Source organism: Synechococcus sp. R5-15 (assembly GCF_047462035.1).
In the GTDB taxonomy this organism is placed as follows: domain Bacteria; phylum Cyanobacteriota; class Cyanobacteriia; order Thermostichales; family Thermostichaceae; genus Thermostichus.
In genome coordinates, this window is record NZ_JANSIK010000014.1 from 1 (window position 1) to 15476 (window position 15476).

The window sequence follows — 15476 nt, forward strand, 5'->3', positions numbered from 1 at the left end:
TGGCCCTGTTCACCCCCTGATGATCCATCCAGTGGCGCAGGCACTTGTTGCGCACGAACTGGGCAGTCCGGATGGCCTCATCCAGGGCTTGGTACTGCTGGGCTGTGCCGTTGAGGAGCTTGGCTTCGAGGACGCGCATGGGCCCACTCTAGCGCAGGTTAGCAAGATAAAAGCCGCCCTGGTCGCGTCAGCGGGCCGTAGGCCTTAGGGCGGGGCTTTAGACCCAGTTTTTTGGTAACTGTTCCGGGGTGGGACGGGCAGGGGTGTCAATCACCGTGTGCTGAAAGCCTGTGGGCGTGGGAGTGGTGGGATCCCCGGCCAATACCTTGATAGGAAAGGATGATCCCCGTTCTGCCCAGCGAGAGGCCGAGCGATTGGGATCGGCGTCGATCAACAGGGCCATCCCCGACCCACCCGCAGGAGCTGCCCCTTGTTTTTGCTGAAGGTAGAGGGCCAAATGCACCGCTGTAGTGGTTTTGCCCACGCCCCCTTTGAACCCCAAGACCGCGATATTCATCTGCCACACACCCTCCCACCCTGGTTTTACTGCCCAGTTGCGCAGGCGGCAAGAGGCTAAAGTGGGCATTGGGGTCTTGGGGCAAATCGGAAGAGCCGGGCGCGGGGGGAAGCGTTCCCGGTTCCGCAATCTTTAGGCTTCGCCGGTAGGATATCCTTGGCTGGCATAACCGGCTGGCTTTGGAGAATCTGACCATGCCTCATCTCTCGCGATCCCATTCCTCCTTGGGCTTGGCTCGCTCTTGGTCTATTCCGCTGGGGTTGTGTCTGGCCCTGAGCATAAGCGCCTGTGGCGGCGGGGGTTCCAGTCGCCCGCTTCCCCCAGTCTCAGCTCCTCCCACAGGACGAATTGAGGGATCCCATTTCGACGATCTCAACGGCAATGGGCTGCGGGATCCGGGGGAGCCGGGGCTGCCGGGCATCGCCACCTTTTTGGACTTAAACGGCAATGGCCGCCTCGACCCGGGGGAGCCCAGCACCGTCAGCGATGCCAGCGGTAACTTTCGCTTCTCCAACTTGCCCCCTGGCACCTACCGCGTCACCGCCCTTTTGCCCCCAGGGCGAATCTTCACCACGCCGCGCTCAGGCTTGGGGCTGGAGCGGATTGTGGGCGGCAGACCTGCTCCCGAAGGGGCCTTTCCCTGGATGGTGGCCTTGCTGAACGCGGCTGAGCCGGATCCTTTTCAAGCGCAGTTTTGCGGCGGATCCCTGATCGCGCCGGAGTGGGTAGTTACCGCTGCCCACTGCTTTTTCGACGACCAAGGCGAGCCGGCCGTGGATGTCCAAAGTCTGGATCTGCTGTTGGGTACCACCGTCTTGCAAATCGGTGCCGGCCAGCGAATTCAGGCTGCGCAAATTGTTATCCACCCCAACTACGACCCCCTACGAGGGACAGAGGGGGGGAATGACATTGCCCTGGTGCGCCTCTCTCGGCCAGTGGACCTGCCTACCCTGCCGCTGGTGCAGCCCAACCAAACCAACCTGACTGCCCCTGGTACTCTCGCCACCATCCTTGGCTGGGGAGCCACCTTCCCCCGTCTCGAGGAGGAGCCCAGCGGCTTTCCCGGGGCTCTACAGCAGGCTGAAGTTCCCATTGTCGCCAACGAGGTGTGCAACGCGCCCCAATCCTACAATGGCACCATTTTAGATACCATGCTCTGCGCCGGCTTTCCCCAGGGAGGAGTCGATACGTGTCAGGCTGATAGCGGTGGGCCTTTGATTGTGTCCAGTGGCACGGGTTTTGCCCTGGCCGGAATCACCAGTTTTGGCATCGGCTGCGCCCAGCCCAATTTCTATGGGGTGTATACGCGGGTGTCTAGCTTCGCCGGTTTTGTGCAATCGGTAATCGGCAGTGCCCCCAGCCCAACTCCAGCACCACCCTCCCCTCCACCCCCCACCGGGACAACTGCTTCATTCGTTGTCAATTTGAGGGAAGGTGAGGTGGTTGCGGGGCTCAACTTTGGCAGCCGGGCGCAGTGAACACGAACTGTGGCAGCAAGCAGTGGTGTGGCGATCGTTTAGCTAGGCCGCCGTTCGCGCTAGCGGGACGGAGTCCTTGAAGCCCTGCCCTCTGTCCGTAGGACGAGGGTCGGAATGAAAGGCGGACATCCCCTGTTCTATAATCAACCTGGCTGTGCAAAACGGCATTGCCGGAATCTGGTACAGCTACGCGGTGGGGCATCCCGTGTCTGCTCGTGGGGGGTTCTTGCACTAGCTCCCCAATGAAGCGAGAAGCCCGCTCCGTACCGCCAGCAGTCGGAGTCGGGAGTATGTCACGATAGGGATCCCTGTTGTAACCAAACCCATTTGATTGACGGAGGAGATGTCTTTCCTATGACCCAAGTGACGATTGGCGAAAACGAAGGGATCGAATCGGCGCTGCGCCGCTTCAAGCGCCAGGTTTCTAAGGCGGGCATTTTGCGGGATTTGCGCAACCATCGGCACTTTGAAACCAACCTAGAAAAGCGCAAGCGCAAAGCGGTGGCCGTCCGGCGCAACCGCCGCAAATCTATGGCCTAGGCCATTGCCGACACTCGGAAATCTGAACCCCTCTGAACAGGGCTTGTAGCCCTGCCTGAGGTTCTGACGTTAGTTTCTCGGAATCTGGGTTGGGCCAGCCTGCAGGGATCCGCTCAACACGTTAATTTCCAGCATCAGTTCTTCGCCAACATAGCTCTCGGGCAAAGGAGCAAAGGGGGCTGAGCGCTGGATGGCACTGAGCACGGCTGCATCCAACAGGGGATCTTCTGAGGGGGTTTGCAGGCGCAGTTCCCGCAGGGATCCCTGTCGATCCAGACGCACCTGCACCACCGTTACGTAGGATCCGGATGCCCGCCGTACCATCCAGTGTTGGCGAACCCTTTCCTGAAATTGAGCCAAGTAGTCTCCCCAATCCGGATCGGCGGTGGCATTGAGGCTGGGTGGGCCTGCCCGCGAGGACTCGATCCCACTGGTGCGACCAAGGCTGGAGCTGTGGGATCCGGTCGGAAAAGTCGGGGGCAAGGTGGGAGAAGGCTCTTCCAACGGGGCTGCGATCGGCTCTGGAGAGGGGGAAGTTGGATGCGGATCCGCTGGAGCCGACAGGTGGGGTTGTGGCAAAACCTCAGGAGAACTTGCTGCTCTTTCGGGTTGAGGCTTGAGGGATTGAGCAGGAGAGATCTGAGCCGATTTGGTCTCCACTGCTGCTGCCGAGGAGGTAGCCAGTAGGCTTTGCAGATGCTGACGATAGTCCTGCAGTTGCTGGCGCTGCAGAGAGGACAGAGGCCAGTGATCCAGCCATTCTTCCGTCAGATGTAGCGCCTCTGCCCAATTGTGATCGGCAACTGCCTGCTCCAGAGCTGCTAAACCCGCTGACAGATTTTCTAACCTGGCCTCTGGCTGCTGCTGAGGAGAGGCAGAGTTCCGGGCGGGCTGGGGCACCTCAAGCTCCCTTGTCGGCGGAGAAAGGATCTCAGGGACAGGACTCCCTGCGGCTGAGGCAACCAAAGGCTGTGCCGTTGCAGAAGTGACCTCTACCCATTCACCTGGATTGGCCACTTGCGACTGCCGCACCGATACGTGATCCTGAGGTTCAGAGACACCGGACTCACGGGCGGAGACGGGCGCAATCCACTGCGGCTCTGGGGGCGGCTCGTCTGCCACCTCCACCCACTGAAAGGAGATTATCTCCTCCTCCGGGATCCCAGGCCGCCAACCCATCCAGCTCATCGCCATGAAATGCAACCCTGCCGAGAGCACGTTGGCCAGCCCCAGGCGCCAAGGTAAGGAGCGGCGTTCCTGCTGTCGTTCTTGTTGAGAACGGCTGAGGCGGGGCTCTGGATCCACCTCTCCGTCTGTCAAGCAATTTGCCTGGCTCTCAGCAGCCGGTTCTGGTTTGGGGGAGGTGGACTCTGCAGTAGGTTGGGCCGGGATCCCTGTGTTACGGAGATCTCGGTTGGGGTTCAATTCGTTTTGCACCTTTCCACCTCTCCCCACAGCCACATGCCAACAGAAGCCCACCGACACTTTTCTACTTCCCTCAATCAATAGCCCATCTCTGGATAGAGGGGGAGTTGTCGATGTCCAAACGCGACCGCTGTGGCAGGGCAAAGCTGTGTTGGCTTATACGGACTTCTGCCATTTCAACGCCTATCTTTTTCACGGGGGGCGGTGCTTTGAGCCACCTAGGCTCACGAAAAGCCAGCTCATGATTCTCCGAACTAGAGCTTGTGGAGCGGGTTTATGCTTGTTACCCAGCAACCTGTCCTGAGGCGGTTTTGGTACCCCGTGATCCCGATGTCGGCCCTGGAAACCGGCCCACAAGCTTTCACGCTGCTGAAGACTCCTCTGGTGCTTTGGCTCAATGAGTCAGGGCAGCCTTGCGCCGTCTTGGATCGTTGCTGCCATCGCTCGGCCCAACTTTCCAAAGGGGTTGTTTGCAATGGCCACATCCGCTGCCCCTATCACGGCTGGGAATTTGACGGCTCCGGCACCTGTGTGAAGGTGCCCCAACTTACAGACAACTTCATCCCCCCTACCTACAAGGTGGAGGGGTTTCGCTGCCAAGAGCGCTATGGCTATGTTTGGGTGGCATTGGCGGATCCCTTGACCGATATTCCCGAGATCTCAGAGGTGGCGGATCCCCGGTTTCGCCAAATTCATCAGTTCTATGAGGTCTGGAAATGCGCCGGCCTGCGCCTGATGGAAAACTCCTTTGACAATGCCCATCCCCACTTCGTCCATCACCAGAGCTTTGGGGTGATCTCCGAGCCTGTACCCCCAGATCTGGACAGCCTTGAAGAACTGGAATATGGCCTTCGGGCCACCTCTGTTTTGCCGGTGTTCAACAGTGACTTGCAGAAGCAAAACTTGCGGATGTCAGAGGATCGCACAGTGCGTATCCTGGAGGGCACCTGGTTTATGCCTTTTGGTCGCAAGCTCAAAATCACCTACCCCAACGGCCTCATCCACATCATTTTCACAGCGGCTACCCCCATCGACGACCAAACCTCGCAGGTGGTGCAATTCTGTTTACGCAACGATTCGGAAGCAGAGGTGAGTGCTGAGAGTATCATCGCCTTCGATCGGCAGGTGACCCTTGAGGATCAACGGGTTCTGGAAAGCACCGACTATGACGTTCCCCTCGATATCAAGGCGGAGCAGCACATGTTTACCGATAAACCCAGCATCGTCATGCGTCGCAAGCTGGCTGCCCTTTTGAAAGCCCACGGAGAGGTGGAAGTGCGACGCAGCAGGGGACAGGGATCCCGAACCCACGCCAATGGTCGGGCAGACCCAAAAGAGGGGCCGGAGCAGCCCCCCTTGGGTTTGAGAGTCTTGATTAGATTCCTCGTCAGAGCAGGGAGAGGCGCTCTCCTCGTAACTGGAACTACTTGATCTTGACGGTGGCGCCGGCTTCTTCCAGCTTTTTCTTGATGTCGTTGGCTTCCTCCTTGGGAACTCCTTCTTTGACGGGTTTGGGAGCCGCCTCGACCAGATCTTTGGCATCCTTCAGACCCAAGCCGGTCAACTCGCGCACCACCTTGAGGATGGCGATCTTCTTGTCGGCTGGCACAGCCTCGAGGATGACATCAAAGGCAGTTTGCTCTTCCACCGGCTCAGGGGCTGCCGCCGGAGCTGCCGCCGCCGCTGCCACAGGAGCTGCCATGACCATGCCGCCGGCTGGGGCTGCTGCACTGACGCCAAAGGTTTCCTCGATGGCTTTCACCAGCTCGGAAGCTTCCAGCAAGCTCAAGGCTTTCAACTCTTCCAAAATCTTTGCAACGCGCTCTGAAGACATGATGGTTTCTCCTTGGGGGTAACAGAATCGATACACAGGTTTGGGCTGATGAACCGAAGCCCTTTAGGCAGCCTCCTTGTCGGCAATGGCCCGGATGGCCCGCCCCAGAGAGGCTGGGATCTCGTGGATACCGCGCGCCACTTGCGTGGGCACAGCATTGAGCCCGACCGCCAGGCCGGTGGCCACCGACTTGAGGCTGCCCGCCACTTGGGCCATGAGCACTTCCTTGGGCGGTAGCTCGGCGATGGCCTTGGCCTGCTCCAAGGTCAGGGATAGCCCTTCAATGCCAGCACCGCGGAACTCGGTTTTCTTGGTTTGCTTGGCAAAATCTTGATACGCCTTCAGGGCGGCTGAAATATCGCCCCGAATCAAGATAAAGGCCGTCGGCCCCGCCAAAAAGGGAATGATCCCTGCCCAAGCTTTTTGGTCGGCGATGGCTCGCCGCATCAGGGTATTCTTAACAACCATGCAAACCGAATCCGACTTGCGCAGCTCTGCCCGCAGTTGGTCCATCTCCGCAACGGTCAGCCCCTTGTAGTCGATCACCAGCACCATTTGGCTGGCCTGCAGCAGGGATCGGACTTTATCGACGATCTCCGCTTTCTTCGCTAAAGGTTGCTTGCCCATGCGCTCACCTCCTTTGTTGTCAATGGTCACCCAGGGTTAACGGGTGGTGAATCTGGGTTCTGCCAAACAGAATGCGTCCCAGCCGTGGCCGAGACGCATGGAGATAAGCGCACCATCAAAAGCGATCCAAGAAGGGATCCCTTTGAACTTCGCTCAAACCTCGGCAGGAGATTAAGCCCGCGGGCACCTGCTGTCTTCGGCTTGCTATTCGACTGGGGAAAGATGTTCTGCCGGGATCCTCCTCCAAATTACACTCACTCAAACCCTTTTCAACCCATCGCAGCGCCGAAGCCAGGCTTAGGTCGCCAACTTCAGCTCCCGCAGGGCATTGATATCAACCTCAATCGAGGGGCCCATTGTAGCAGAAACGTGTAGGGTTCGCCAATACTTGCCCTTGGCTCCAGAGGGACGGTTGCGATCGATGGACTCCTGCACTGCCTTTAGGTTCTCCAGCAGAGCTTCGACGGGGAACTTGCACTTGCCGAAGATCAAATGCACAATGCCGGTGCGATCTGCCCGATACTCCAGCTTGCCGGCTTTAAACTCTTTGATCGCCTGGGCCAGATCCATGGTCACCGTTCCCCCCTTGGGAGAGGGCATGAGGCCGCGCGGCCCCAACAGCCGCCCCAGCTTGGCCACTTGGGGCATCACATCGGGGGTGGCGATCAGAAGGTCAAAATCTATAACTCCCTTGCCGATTTCCTCGATCAGGTCTTCATAGCCAACCCGATCCGCCCCTGCATTTTGGGCCTCCACCACTTTCTCGCCGCGGGCAATCACCGCCACTCGGATTTCTTGGCCGGTGCCCCTGGGCAAGACCACAGTGGTGCGCAGTTGTTGGTCGGCGTACTTGGGATCGATCCCCAGGCGGATGTGAACCTCTGCCGCCTCTTCAAATTTGGCGGTGGCCGTCTCTTTCATCAGGGCCAAAGCCGCTTCGGGAGCATAGGCAATGGGCTTCACCTTCTCCCGCAAAGCCTGCATACGTTTGGAAAGCTTTCGAGCCATCGTTTCTCCTCGGGGTACTGGCGAGAACTTCTCTCCCCCACAGTGGTTTGCTAGAACAACTTTTTCAAGACCGTGAACACCTCAGACCGGGCAAGGGATCCCTCCATCAATCCACCACCGTCACCCCCATGCTGCGAGCAGTTCCGGCAATAATTTTCATGGCCGCCTCCACATCGTGGGCATTCAAATCCGGCAGCTTCTGCTCGGCGATCTGGCGCAGTTGAGCTCGGGTCAGGGATCCCACCTTGGTTTTGTGGGGCTCGCTGGAGCCAGACTCAATGCCCAGAGCCTTCTTGATCAACACCGAAGCCGGCGGCGTCTTGAGGACGAAGGTAAAGCTGCGATCCTCGAAGATGGAGATCTCAACCGGTACCACCATCCCGGCCTGATCCGCCGTCTTGGCGTTGTACTCCTTACAAAAGGCCATGATGTTGACCCCGTGTTGACCCAAGGCTGGGCCAATGGGGGGAGCGGGGGTGGCCTTGCCCGCCTGAATGGCCAACTTGACCACGGCCACCAACTTCTTAGCCATGAAACGCAGTTACACCTCTTTTCGCACTTGACCAAACTCTAATTCTACCGGGGTATCGCGCCCGAAAATCGAGATCAACGCCTTGAGCTTGCCCCGTTCTGGGCTGACCTCCACCACCTCGCCGTAGAAACCCTGGAAGGGGCCGGATAGCACCTCGATGCGATCCCCAGGGGCCATGTCGATTTTGAGGGGCACTTCCTCCACCTCGACGCTGCTGAAGATGCGCTGGACTTCGCTTTGGCTGAGGGGACGCGGTGTAACATGCCCCCGACCGCGACCGTAGGCCCGTTTTTCTTCCGTGCCAACAAAGTTGATCACATTGGGGGTTGTTTTCACCACCATCCAAGTGTCGTCGTTCATGTCCATGCGTACCAGGACATAGCCGGGAAAAATCTTCTCCTCTTGCTCCTGGCGCTTGCCGGTTCGATCCAGCTTGAAGCCCGTTCGCTTCGGGATCACCACCTCGACAATTTGATCCGCCACATCCAAAGCAGCCGCCCGTTGCATCAGGGTGCTCTTCACTTTGTTTTCGCAGCCTGAGGCCACCTGCACGGCGTACCAGCGCAGGTTGCGACGCTCTTGACCTTCCCCCTCGTCCGGTTCCGGGATCGCGTCTGCAGGCTCAAAGTGCTCCACACGGCCCCCACGACGTTTTCGCTGCTGCTCTGGCCTCATCACCTCACATCCTCCCTGTAGCCATCCTTGAACATGACTCTCTTGCCCCTCAGGACAGAACATCACAAGAACAGCTGAGTGGCTACCCAAGCAAACACTTGATCGACCAGGTAGATGAAGGAAGCAAAAGCCAACACAATCAGTAAGACCCCTACCGACTCGCCGATCAATTGCCGGCGGCTCGGCCAAACAATCTTGCTTAATTCTGTGCGGGTCTCTTGAATAAAACCCAGGATCCCTTTGGGTGCGGTGGAACTGTCTTTGGAGTGGCCCCGGCTGGCGGGATCCAAACGCTGTTCCGTATCGGCTTTGCTGGAGGGGGTGCTCTTAACCACGGCGGTGTTCTCCTAATGGATCCCGAAAACGGTGTACCGCATTTCAGCAGGCACGGGATCGGCTTTGCGATCCTAACAGATTTACCGGGAATGGGATCCAACCTTAGGGAGTGGGGGTGGGCTCAGGTGCCAAGGAACCGGGAGAAAGCGGGAGGGAGCGGCGGCGGGATTGGTTAAATTGCTCCACAGCAGCATCAACGCTGGCCTTGCCGTCCCAGCGGGAAGCAGCATTCTGGCGGGAGAGGAAGTCGGCAGCCCGGAAGAGATCGTTGACGTTGATGCTGGTGCCATCCAACAGAGGGGGATTGCTGTCGCGGCGAATGGCATCGTTGACACTTCCGCTTTGGGCCAGGGCCACCCCAGAACCGCTCAGAACCGAGCTCAAGGCCATTCCCACCAGAAGCAGCACTGGGGGCGAGGGGATCCCACGCCAGCAGACGGGCGATGGATTCAGGAGACGGTTGAGAAGCTTGCCGAGCATGATTTATTTCTCCGCTTCGTTTACACGAGGGTGCTGCTCCGCCAGCCCCTCTACCAACAACTGCTGCTCTTCGGCGGTCAAGGGGCGCTTGGCCAACAGGTCTGGCCGCCTTTGCCAGGTTCGAACCAGCTGCTGCTGCAGACGCCAACGGGCAATTGCTTGATGGTCGCCTGAGAGGAGTACCGGCGGCACCTTGTGCCCCTGAAACTCTGCCGGGCGGGTGTATTGAGGATAGTCCAACAGCCCCGCCTGGAAGCTTTCGCTCTTTAACGAGTCTACCTTGCCTACGGTGCCCGGCAAGAGCCTCACCACGCCGTTGATCAGGGCCAGCGCCGGAATTTCCCCCCCCGTCAGGACAAAATCCCCCAGCGACACTTCACGGGTAGCCAAGTGTTCCCGGATGCGTTCGTCAAAGCCTTCGTACTGGCCACACAGCAGGATCAGCTGCGCCTTCTGGGCCAGCTCCTGCAGCAGCGCCTGGTTTAGCGGTTGCCCCTGGGGCGTCAGCAGAATGATCTCGCAGGGATCCAACCGGGGCAGGGAGGCGACAGCAGCGAAGAAAGGCTCTGGCTTGAGCACCATGCCCACCCCACCCCCGTAGGGCTCATCATCGACACGGCGGTGCTTATCGGTGGCGAAGTCGCGTGGATTGGTGCAGTGGACTTCGGCGATCCCCTGCTGTAGGGCTTTGCCCACCAGCCCAATGCGCAGCGGCGTTTCAAAAAATTCGGGGAAAAGGGTAAGGATATCGAACCGCACAGGACTCAGGACGAGGTGCGCAACCGCTCCAAATCCAGGCGCAAGGACTCAATCTGATGGATCAGCTCCATCAACTCAGCCATCTCTTCTCTGGAGATAGCCGGCTTGTTGGGGGAGGAAGCTGGTGTCGGGGGAGCATTCTCGACAGGCGCTTCAGAGTCAGGACTTGCCGAGGGGGCGTTGGCGGCTGGATCCCTGAGACTCTCAACGTAACGAACTGCCTCCTGCTCGATCAACTCTCCCTTTTGCTCCAGCTCCGCCGCCAGTTGTCCCAAGTCCATCGAAAGGCGGTTGAGGTTTTCGGTGCGCTTTTCCGGGTCTTGCAGGATCTCCACCAAAGCGGTGGCCGTGCCGTAAAAAATGTGGCGAGCCCGCGTGAACCAATCTGAAGAGTGAGAACTCATGGCAGCAGAAAGAGGTGGGTTGTGGATTATTCTAGGCGATCCACCCACCGGGATTGACCCAAGCATTGCAGACTGAATACCCAGCGCCGAAGGACAGACTGGGATCTAATTCTCCAAAATCCTAGGGACACTCTCAGTCTTAAGGCAGGGCTCAATCGACAGCGCGGATCTCGCCACTGTTTAGGCGCTCCACAATCGATTCCAGCAGTTCGTGCTCTTCTGGGGAAATTTCTTGATCGGCCATGACGGCACTGAGAATCTGCTGTTGCTCGGCGCGAGTCAAGACTTTGTCCGCCAAAGCCCGGTTGATTAGAGCTCTCAGCTCAGAGGGTTGAGAGGGTTCCACCGTTTTTCTCCTAGCGCTGGAGGGCAAGGGGTCCCATAATGGGGTTCTGGATCCAAAAAGCAATGGACAGCGGCCCACCACCCAGTATAACGGTACGGCTGTGGAAACCCAGGTATCCTCAAAAGACCAGAGATCCCAACCTGTGGGGGTGATTGGCGGCGGGCAGTTGGCGCAGATGTTGGCCTTGGCAGCTCGCCAGATGGGGATCCCGCTGGTGGTGCAGGCTGCTGCTCCCACCGATCCGGCGGTGGCAGTGGCCGATGGGGTGGTTTGGGGATCCACAGCCGACAGCCAGGCCACGGCCCAGTTGTTGGAGCGCTGCCCGGTGGTTACTTTTGAAAACGAGTTTATCCCTCTGCCGGAGCTGAAAAAACTGGATCCGGAGGGATCCCGCTTTCGTCCCAGCCTCAGCACGCTAGAGCCGCTGCTGGACAAGTTGCACCAACGGCAGTTTCTGGCGCGGTTGGGGTTGCCGGTGCCGACTTTTTTTCCGCTGGAGGCGGTGTTGGATTCGGCAGACCTGGCCGGGTTGGGCTTTCCGGTGGTGCTCAAGCGACGGCGACAGGGCTACGATGGGCAGGGCACCCGCATCTTGCACGAGCGAGCGGCTTTGCAGCAGGCCCTTAGCCAATCTGAGGGGATCCCGCTATTGCTGGAGGAATGGATCCCGTTCGAGCGGGAGCTGGCGGTGATGGTAGCGCGGGGGCTGAAGGGAGAGATCCGGGTTTATCCGGTGGTGGAAACTGTGCAGATTGAGCAAATCTGCCGCCATGTCCTGGTGCCTGCCCGCATCCCCCCAACCACCGAGGCCGAGATCCGGCGCTTGGCAGCCGATCTGATGGAAAAATTGGGTGCAGTTGGCGTGTTTGGCATCGAGCTGTTCTGGGTGCCGCCGCCCCACCCCAAGGCCGGGATCTGGATCAACGAAATCTCGCCGCGGGTCCACAATTCCGGCCACTACACCCTGGAAGCCTGCCACACCTCACAATTCGAGCAACACCTGCGGGCCATCCTCGGCCTGCCCTTGGGGGATCCCTCCCTCAAGTGTGGGGGGGCAGTGATGGTGAACCTCTTGGGCTATGAGCATTCCACCGGCGATTACGCAGAAAAGCGGCAGCGCCTGGCCCAGCTCCCCAATGCCACGGTGCATTGGTACCACAAAACCCCTGCCCGCCCAGGGCGGAAACTGGGCCATGTAACCGTCTGTCTGCCGACTGCTCCCTCTCCTTTCGAAGCAGCAGCCCTTGTCCGCACCCTCGAATCCCTCTGGTACCCCCAGCCATGAGCCAAGTGTCGGATCCCTCATTTTCTCCAGCCACACAAGCCCTGATCCAGGCGATGCAACGGCGGGATGTGCCCGCGGTAGCTCAGCAGGTGAACGGCTTGTCCCCTCAAGAGCGCCCTGCTGTGTTGACCCCTGCCCTCCAATACCTGGCCGAGGTGGATCCCGCCAGCGCCCAGTGGTTTGTTCGCCACCTCATGGCCCCTGCGGTCAAAGCGCAACTGCGAGAAGGGATCCTCAAAGCCGCCCAAGACTACCTACAGGAAGCCGGCTTCACCGAAGGGATCGACTACGAACTCAAGCCTGTTCGCGAAAGCGGTGCGGAGCACCATCCCCAATCGGGGGGCAACATCTTGAGCATCAGCCGCAGAGCCTTGCCCTACGCGGCTCCCGATGACGATCCCTTGGGGCAGTTGTTGTTGGCGGAATTCTGCGAATTGCGAGACTAGGCCACCATGAGCGGTACGAGTTATCGGCTGCAGCTGTTGGACATCACTGCCCTGCCCCAACTGCTGGAGCTGGATCGGCGGTGCTATGGGGGATACTGGGGAGAACAGGGATATCGAGCGGAGCTGGAACGACCCACAAGCACGGTGATTGGGGTAGTGGCGGAACCCGCTGCCGTTGGCGCTTCGTGTGGCTCGGGCCGAGCCGAGTTTCCCCTTCCCTCTCCAAACCCCACTTCGCCGACGCAGACGACAAAAGAGCTGGTGGGCTTCGGCATTCTCTGGCGCATTGAAGAAGAAGCGCATATCATCTCCTTGGCGGTGGATCCCGAGCACCGGCAACAGGGCTTGGGCCGGCGGATTCTGGAAGAACTGCTGAACCAAGCGAGAGCAGCAGGCTGCCGCTGGGCTACTCTGGAGGTAAAGGCTTCCAATCAAGCGGCAATCCGCCTGTACGAATCGGCAGGGTTTCAACGGCTGGGACGTCGCAAGGGGTATTACAACGGAGAAGATGCGCTGGTGTATTGGAAGAAACCGATTTAGAAAAGCGTCAATTGTATATAAATTGAAGGGCTGTGAACGTTTTTCGGGATACACCTCAAGCCAGACAACAAGCAAGCCAATGGGCTAAGAATATCAAGACTGCGGGCGATACAATGCAATACAACACATTGACCGGGCGCCGATTGCGTATTTGATTCTTTTATAGATCATCAAAGTGCTCTCGTTTTGTGGATGCAAACTGCTCGACACAGCTCCTTCCGGCAACATTGGCTCTAGCCAATGCAGGCGCATCTACCGTGCAACGGAGACGCTGACTTGATCACGGAGCTCCTGCTCGGTGGGGAAAAGCTATAATCTGCGGTATCAACAACTTGAATTCGATCCTTGCCGTTCGATGGCCCATCGGAGCTTTGACTGATGGCTGGAGCCCTTGGGTTAATAGAATGTGAAGTTTTATTTCGAGATCCGATATTTCTGCCTCAATATATATTTTTCATATCATATTCCCCCTTTGGCCAACTTGCCTGAAAAAACACTTCAGGTTAACCTACACTTGTTATCTGTCCATCCTGAGCATTTTCAAGCTGTGAGGATCATTATGGACACCTCTGGAAACACCATTGGAGATGAGGCCATCTCTTTTGTCGTCAGTCTTTGGTCTAGGCTTATCGATTTTATGCCCAATCTCCTTGCGGCGATTGTCATCTTAATTCTGGGTTGGATAGTGGCCACGGCAGTAGCCTTCGGCGTTAGAGGACTGCTCAAAAGGACGCAACTGGACAATCGCTTGGCTGCTTGGGTTTTGGGCCAAAAGCCCGGCGAGAAGCTGCCCCAAACGGAGCGCTGGGTGGCCGCTGCCGTCTACTGGGTGATTCTTGCTTTTGTGTTGGTGGCGGTACTGAATGCCCTGCAGCTTCAAGCTGTCTCCGATCCGCTCAACAGGTTTTTGGGGGAAATCTTCGTTTATCTGCCACGGGTGGGTGGGGCGCTGGTGCTGCTGGCTGTGGGCTGGGTGGTGGCCACTGTTGCTCGGCTGGCGGTCATCCAGGGGCTGCGGCGTTTCAACCTCGATGAGCAGTTGGCCCGGCCTCTGCAACAGGAAAGCACTGCCGGTGAGGCAGGTGCAGAAGGAACCCCAACCGGCCAAGAGGGAGGTACAGAGGTCACCCCTTTCCTGCTGAATGAAACTTTGGGCAATGCCCTTTACTGGCTGATTCTGCTGTTCTTTTTGCCGATCATCCTGGATACCCTGAACCTGCAGGGGCCGCTGCAGCCGGTGCAAAACCTGCTGGATCAGTTGCTGTCGATGGTGCCGCGGATTTTGGGAGCGCTGATCATCGGTGCAGTGGGCTGGTTTTTGGCCCGCATCGTGCGTGGGATCGTCTCCAATTTGTTGGTGGCAGCAGGGGCAAATCGGTTGGGGGCACGCTTTGGCGTTCCCCAGTTGGCCCAGATCGTCGGGACGGTGGTGTATGTCTTGGTGTTGATCCCGGCGGTGATTGCGGCGCTGAATGCCTTGGAAATTCGGGCCATCTCCGATCCGGCGGTGGCGATGCTGGAGCAGGTGTTGCGGGCCATTCCCTTGATCGCGGGATCCGCTTTGATCCTGGCCGTCTTTTACTTGCTGGGGCAATTTTTGGCCAGCTTGGTAACCCAGTTGCTGCAGGCGGTGGGTTTTGACCGTCTGGTCGCGGGGCTGGGCTTGCCCCTGGCCGCTGCTCCTGAGCCTGAAGGGGATCCCGCTGCCAAACGTCGCACTCCCTCCGAGATCGCCGGCTTGGTGGTCTGGGTAGGCGTGGTCTTGTTTGGGGCGGTGCCGGCAGTGGAGTTGCTGCAGTTTGCCGCCCTAACCGACATTGTGCAGGGGCTGTTGCTGATTTCCGGTCGGGTGCTCATCGGCGCCCTGGTGTTTGGGATCGGTCTTTATTTGGCCAATTTGGCCCACTCTATGATCAAGAGCTTGGGTAGCCCTTCCTCAGGGGTACTGGCCCAGGCGGCGCGGGTGGCTATCTTGGTTTTTGTTGGCGCCATGGCCCTGCAGCAGATGGGCGTGGCCACCGACATTGTGGTGTTGGCTTTTGGTCTGGTTCTGGGGGCGATTGCCGTGGCGGTGGCGTTGGCTTTTGGGTTGGGAGGTCGCGATGTAGCTGCCGAGCAGATCCGGCAATGGCTCAAGAGAGAGTGAGAGCAGGTTTTGTCAAGAGAGAGTGAGAGCAGGTTTTGTAGATATCGCCAAGGGGGACTTTGGTAGAATCACTCGGCTGTGCTACCACCTAGACGATC

General features: G+C 58.7%; 19 protein-coding genes and 1 other annotated feature. Of the genes, 7 read left to right on the plus strand and 12 right to left on the minus strand.

What is annotated here, in order from left to right:
- Positions 1 to 217: 217 nt before the first annotated feature.
- On the minus strand, positions 218 to 517 hold the full coding sequence (locus NW839_RS01775) for an AAA family ATPase (protein WP_414350991.1): 300 nt from the start codon (positions 515 to 517) through the stop codon (positions 218 to 220).
- A gap of 194 nt (positions 518 to 711) precedes the next feature.
- Between NW839_RS01775 and NW839_RS01780 the strand changes: the two genes are divergently transcribed.
- The gene (locus tag NW839_RS01780) at positions 712 to 1995 is read left to right on the plus strand and encodes a trypsin-like serine protease (RefSeq protein WP_414350994.1); all 1284 of its coding nucleotides are present in this window, start codon (positions 712 to 714) and stop codon (positions 1993 to 1995) included.
- A 354-nt stretch (positions 1996 to 2349) separates the two neighbouring features.
- Positions 2350 to 2535 carry a 30S ribosomal protein S21 gene (rpsU, locus tag NW839_RS01785; RefSeq protein WP_011432857.1) on the plus strand — a complete coding sequence of 62 codons (186 nt, stop codon included), beginning with the start codon at positions 2350 to 2352 and terminating at the stop codon, positions 2533 to 2535.
- Between the two features lie 69 nt (positions 2536 to 2604).
- Here rpsU and NW839_RS01790 read toward each other — a convergent pair whose 3' ends face one another.
- Positions 2605 to 3972, minus strand: a complete 1368-nt coding sequence (locus NW839_RS01790) for a TonB family protein (protein ID WP_414350996.1) — start codon at positions 3970 to 3972, stop codon at positions 2605 to 2607.
- A gap of 264 nt (positions 3973 to 4236) precedes the next feature.
- On the opposite strand from NW839_RS01790, the gene NW839_RS01795 reads away from it, so the two are divergent.
- Positions 4237 to 5391, plus strand: a complete 1155-nt coding sequence (locus tag NW839_RS01795; RefSeq protein ID WP_414350998.1) for a Rieske 2Fe-2S domain-containing protein — start codon at positions 4237 to 4239, stop codon at positions 5389 to 5391.
- Here the strand turns inward: NW839_RS01795 and rplL are convergent.
- From rplL to NW839_RS01845, 10 genes are all read right to left on the minus strand, one after another.
- On the minus strand, positions 5384 to 5794 hold the full coding sequence (rplL, locus tag NW839_RS01800) for a 50S ribosomal protein L7/L12 (RefSeq protein WP_414350999.1): 411 nt from the start codon (positions 5792 to 5794) through the stop codon (positions 5384 to 5386). The two genes, NW839_RS01795 and rplL, sit on opposite strands and share 8 nt — an antisense overlap.
- A gap of 63 nt (positions 5795 to 5857) precedes the next feature.
- The gene (rplJ, locus tag NW839_RS01805) at positions 5858 to 6421 is read right to left on the minus strand and encodes a 50S ribosomal protein L10 (RefSeq protein ID WP_011432851.1); all 564 of its coding nucleotides are present in this window, start codon (positions 6419 to 6421) and stop codon (positions 5858 to 5860) included.
- 58 nt (positions 6422 to 6479) lie between these two features.
- Positions 6480 to 6639: a sequence feature (ribosomal protein L10 leader region), on the minus strand.
- 79 nt (positions 6640 to 6718) lie between these two features.
- A complete protein-coding gene (gene rplA / locus NW839_RS01810) occupies positions 6719 to 7429 on the minus strand; it encodes a 50S ribosomal protein L1 (protein WP_414351001.1) in 711 nt (236 codons plus the stop codon).
- 106 nt (positions 7430 to 7535) lie between these two features.
- Complete coding sequence (gene rplK, locus NW839_RS01815) at positions 7536 to 7961, minus strand: 50S ribosomal protein L11 (protein ID WP_011432849.1); 426 nt, start codon at positions 7959 to 7961, stop codon at positions 7536 to 7538.
- A gap of 9 nt (positions 7962 to 7970) precedes the next feature.
- The gene (nusG, locus tag NW839_RS01820) at positions 7971 to 8636 is read right to left on the minus strand and encodes a transcription termination/antitermination protein NusG (protein ID WP_414342805.1); all 666 of its coding nucleotides are present in this window, start codon (positions 8634 to 8636) and stop codon (positions 7971 to 7973) included.
- A 62-nt stretch (positions 8637 to 8698) separates the two neighbouring features.
- On the minus strand, positions 8699 to 8971 hold the full coding sequence (gene secE / locus NW839_RS01825) for a preprotein translocase subunit SecE (protein WP_414351003.1): 273 nt from the start codon (positions 8969 to 8971) through the stop codon (positions 8699 to 8701).
- Positions 8972 to 9074: 103 nt separating this feature from the next.
- Complete coding sequence (locus NW839_RS01830) at positions 9075 to 9452, minus strand: hypothetical protein (RefSeq protein WP_414351005.1); 378 nt, start codon at positions 9450 to 9452, stop codon at positions 9075 to 9077.
- A 3-nt stretch (positions 9453 to 9455) separates the two neighbouring features.
- Complete coding sequence (trmD, locus tag NW839_RS01835; protein ID WP_414351007.1) at positions 9456 to 10211, minus strand: tRNA (guanosine(37)-N1)-methyltransferase TrmD; 756 nt, start codon at positions 10209 to 10211, stop codon at positions 9456 to 9458.
- 5 nt (positions 10212 to 10216) lie between these two features.
- On the minus strand, positions 10217 to 10615 hold the full coding sequence (locus NW839_RS01840; RefSeq protein WP_414329472.1) for a hypothetical protein: 399 nt from the start codon (positions 10613 to 10615) through the stop codon (positions 10217 to 10219).
- Between the two features lie 151 nt (positions 10616 to 10766).
- Positions 10767 to 10961, minus strand: a complete 195-nt coding sequence (locus NW839_RS01845) for a hypothetical protein (protein WP_414329471.1) — start codon at positions 10959 to 10961, stop codon at positions 10767 to 10769.
- A gap of 142 nt (positions 10962 to 11103) precedes the next feature.
- On the opposite strand from NW839_RS01845, the gene NW839_RS01850 reads away from it, so the two are divergent.
- The 4 genes from NW839_RS01850 (at position 11104) to NW839_RS01865 (ending at position 15378) form a co-directional block, all read left to right on the plus strand.
- Positions 11104 to 12246, plus strand: coding sequence for a 5-(carboxyamino)imidazole ribonucleotide synthase (locus tag NW839_RS01850; protein ID WP_414351009.1), 1143 nt, complete (start codon positions 11104 to 11106; stop codon positions 12244 to 12246).
- Positions 12243 to 12692: a hypothetical protein gene (locus NW839_RS01855; protein ID WP_414351012.1), complete on the plus strand. Its 450-nt coding sequence runs from the start codon at positions 12243 to 12245 to the stop codon at positions 12690 to 12692. The genes NW839_RS01850 and NW839_RS01855 overlap by 4 nt, the downstream gene beginning before the upstream one ends.
- A gap of 6 nt (positions 12693 to 12698) precedes the next feature.
- A complete protein-coding gene (gene rimI, locus NW839_RS01860) occupies positions 12699 to 13232 on the plus strand; it encodes a ribosomal protein S18-alanine N-acetyltransferase (RefSeq protein ID WP_414351014.1) in 534 nt (177 codons plus the stop codon).
- A gap of 559 nt (positions 13233 to 13791) precedes the next feature.
- Entirely contained in the window at positions 13792 to 15378 is a 1587-nt protein-coding gene (locus NW839_RS01865) for a mechanosensitive ion channel (RefSeq protein ID WP_414351017.1), read from the plus strand.
- Positions 15379 to 15476 lie beyond the last annotated feature (98 nt).

Coding starts and splice junctions, on each gene's coding strand:
- NW839_RS01775 (WP_414350991.1), bottom strand. CDS start 517: ATGAATATCGCGGTCTTGGGGTTCAAAGGGGGCGTGGGCAAAACCACT.
- NW839_RS01780 (WP_414350994.1), top strand. CDS start 712: ATGCCTCATCTCTCGCGATCCCATTCCTCCTTGGGCTTGGCTCGCTCT.
- rpsU (WP_011432857.1), top strand. CDS start 2,350: ATGACCCAAGTGACGATTGGCGAAAACGAAGGGATCGAATCGGCGCTG.
- NW839_RS01795 (WP_414350998.1), top strand. CDS start 4,237: ATGCTTGTTACCCAGCAACCTGTCCTGAGGCGGTTTTGGTACCCCGTG.
- rplL (WP_414350999.1), bottom strand. CDS start 5,794: ATGTCTTCAGAGCGCGTTGCAAAGATTTTGGAAGAGTTGAAAGCCTTG.
- rplJ (WP_011432851.1), bottom strand. CDS start 6,421: ATGGGCAAGCAACCTTTAGCGAAGAAAGCGGAGATCGTCGATAAAGTC.
- rplA (WP_414351001.1), bottom strand. CDS start 7,429: ATGGCTCGAAAGCTTTCCAAACGTATGCAGGCTTTGCGGGAGAAGGTG.
- rplK (WP_011432849.1), bottom strand. CDS start 7,961: ATGGCTAAGAAGTTGGTGGCCGTGGTCAAGTTGGCCATTCAGGCGGGC.
- nusG (WP_414342805.1), bottom strand. CDS start 8,636: ATGAGGCCAGAGCAGCAGCGAAAACGTCGTGGGGGCCGTGTGGAGCAC.
- NW839_RS01830 (WP_414351005.1), bottom strand. CDS start 9,452: ATGCTCGGCAAGCTTCTCAACCGTCTCCTGAATCCATCGCCCGTCTGC.
- NW839_RS01840 (WP_414329472.1), bottom strand. CDS start 10,615: ATGAGTTCTCACTCTTCAGATTGGTTCACGCGGGCTCGCCACATTTTT.
- NW839_RS01855 (WP_414351012.1), top strand. CDS start 12,243: ATGAGCCAAGTGTCGGATCCCTCATTTTCTCCAGCCACACAAGCCCTG.
- rimI (WP_414351014.1), top strand. CDS start 12,699: ATGAGCGGTACGAGTTATCGGCTGCAGCTGTTGGACATCACTGCCCTG.
- NW839_RS01865 (WP_414351017.1), top strand. CDS start 13,792: ATGGACACCTCTGGAAACACCATTGGAGATGAGGCCATCTCTTTTGTC.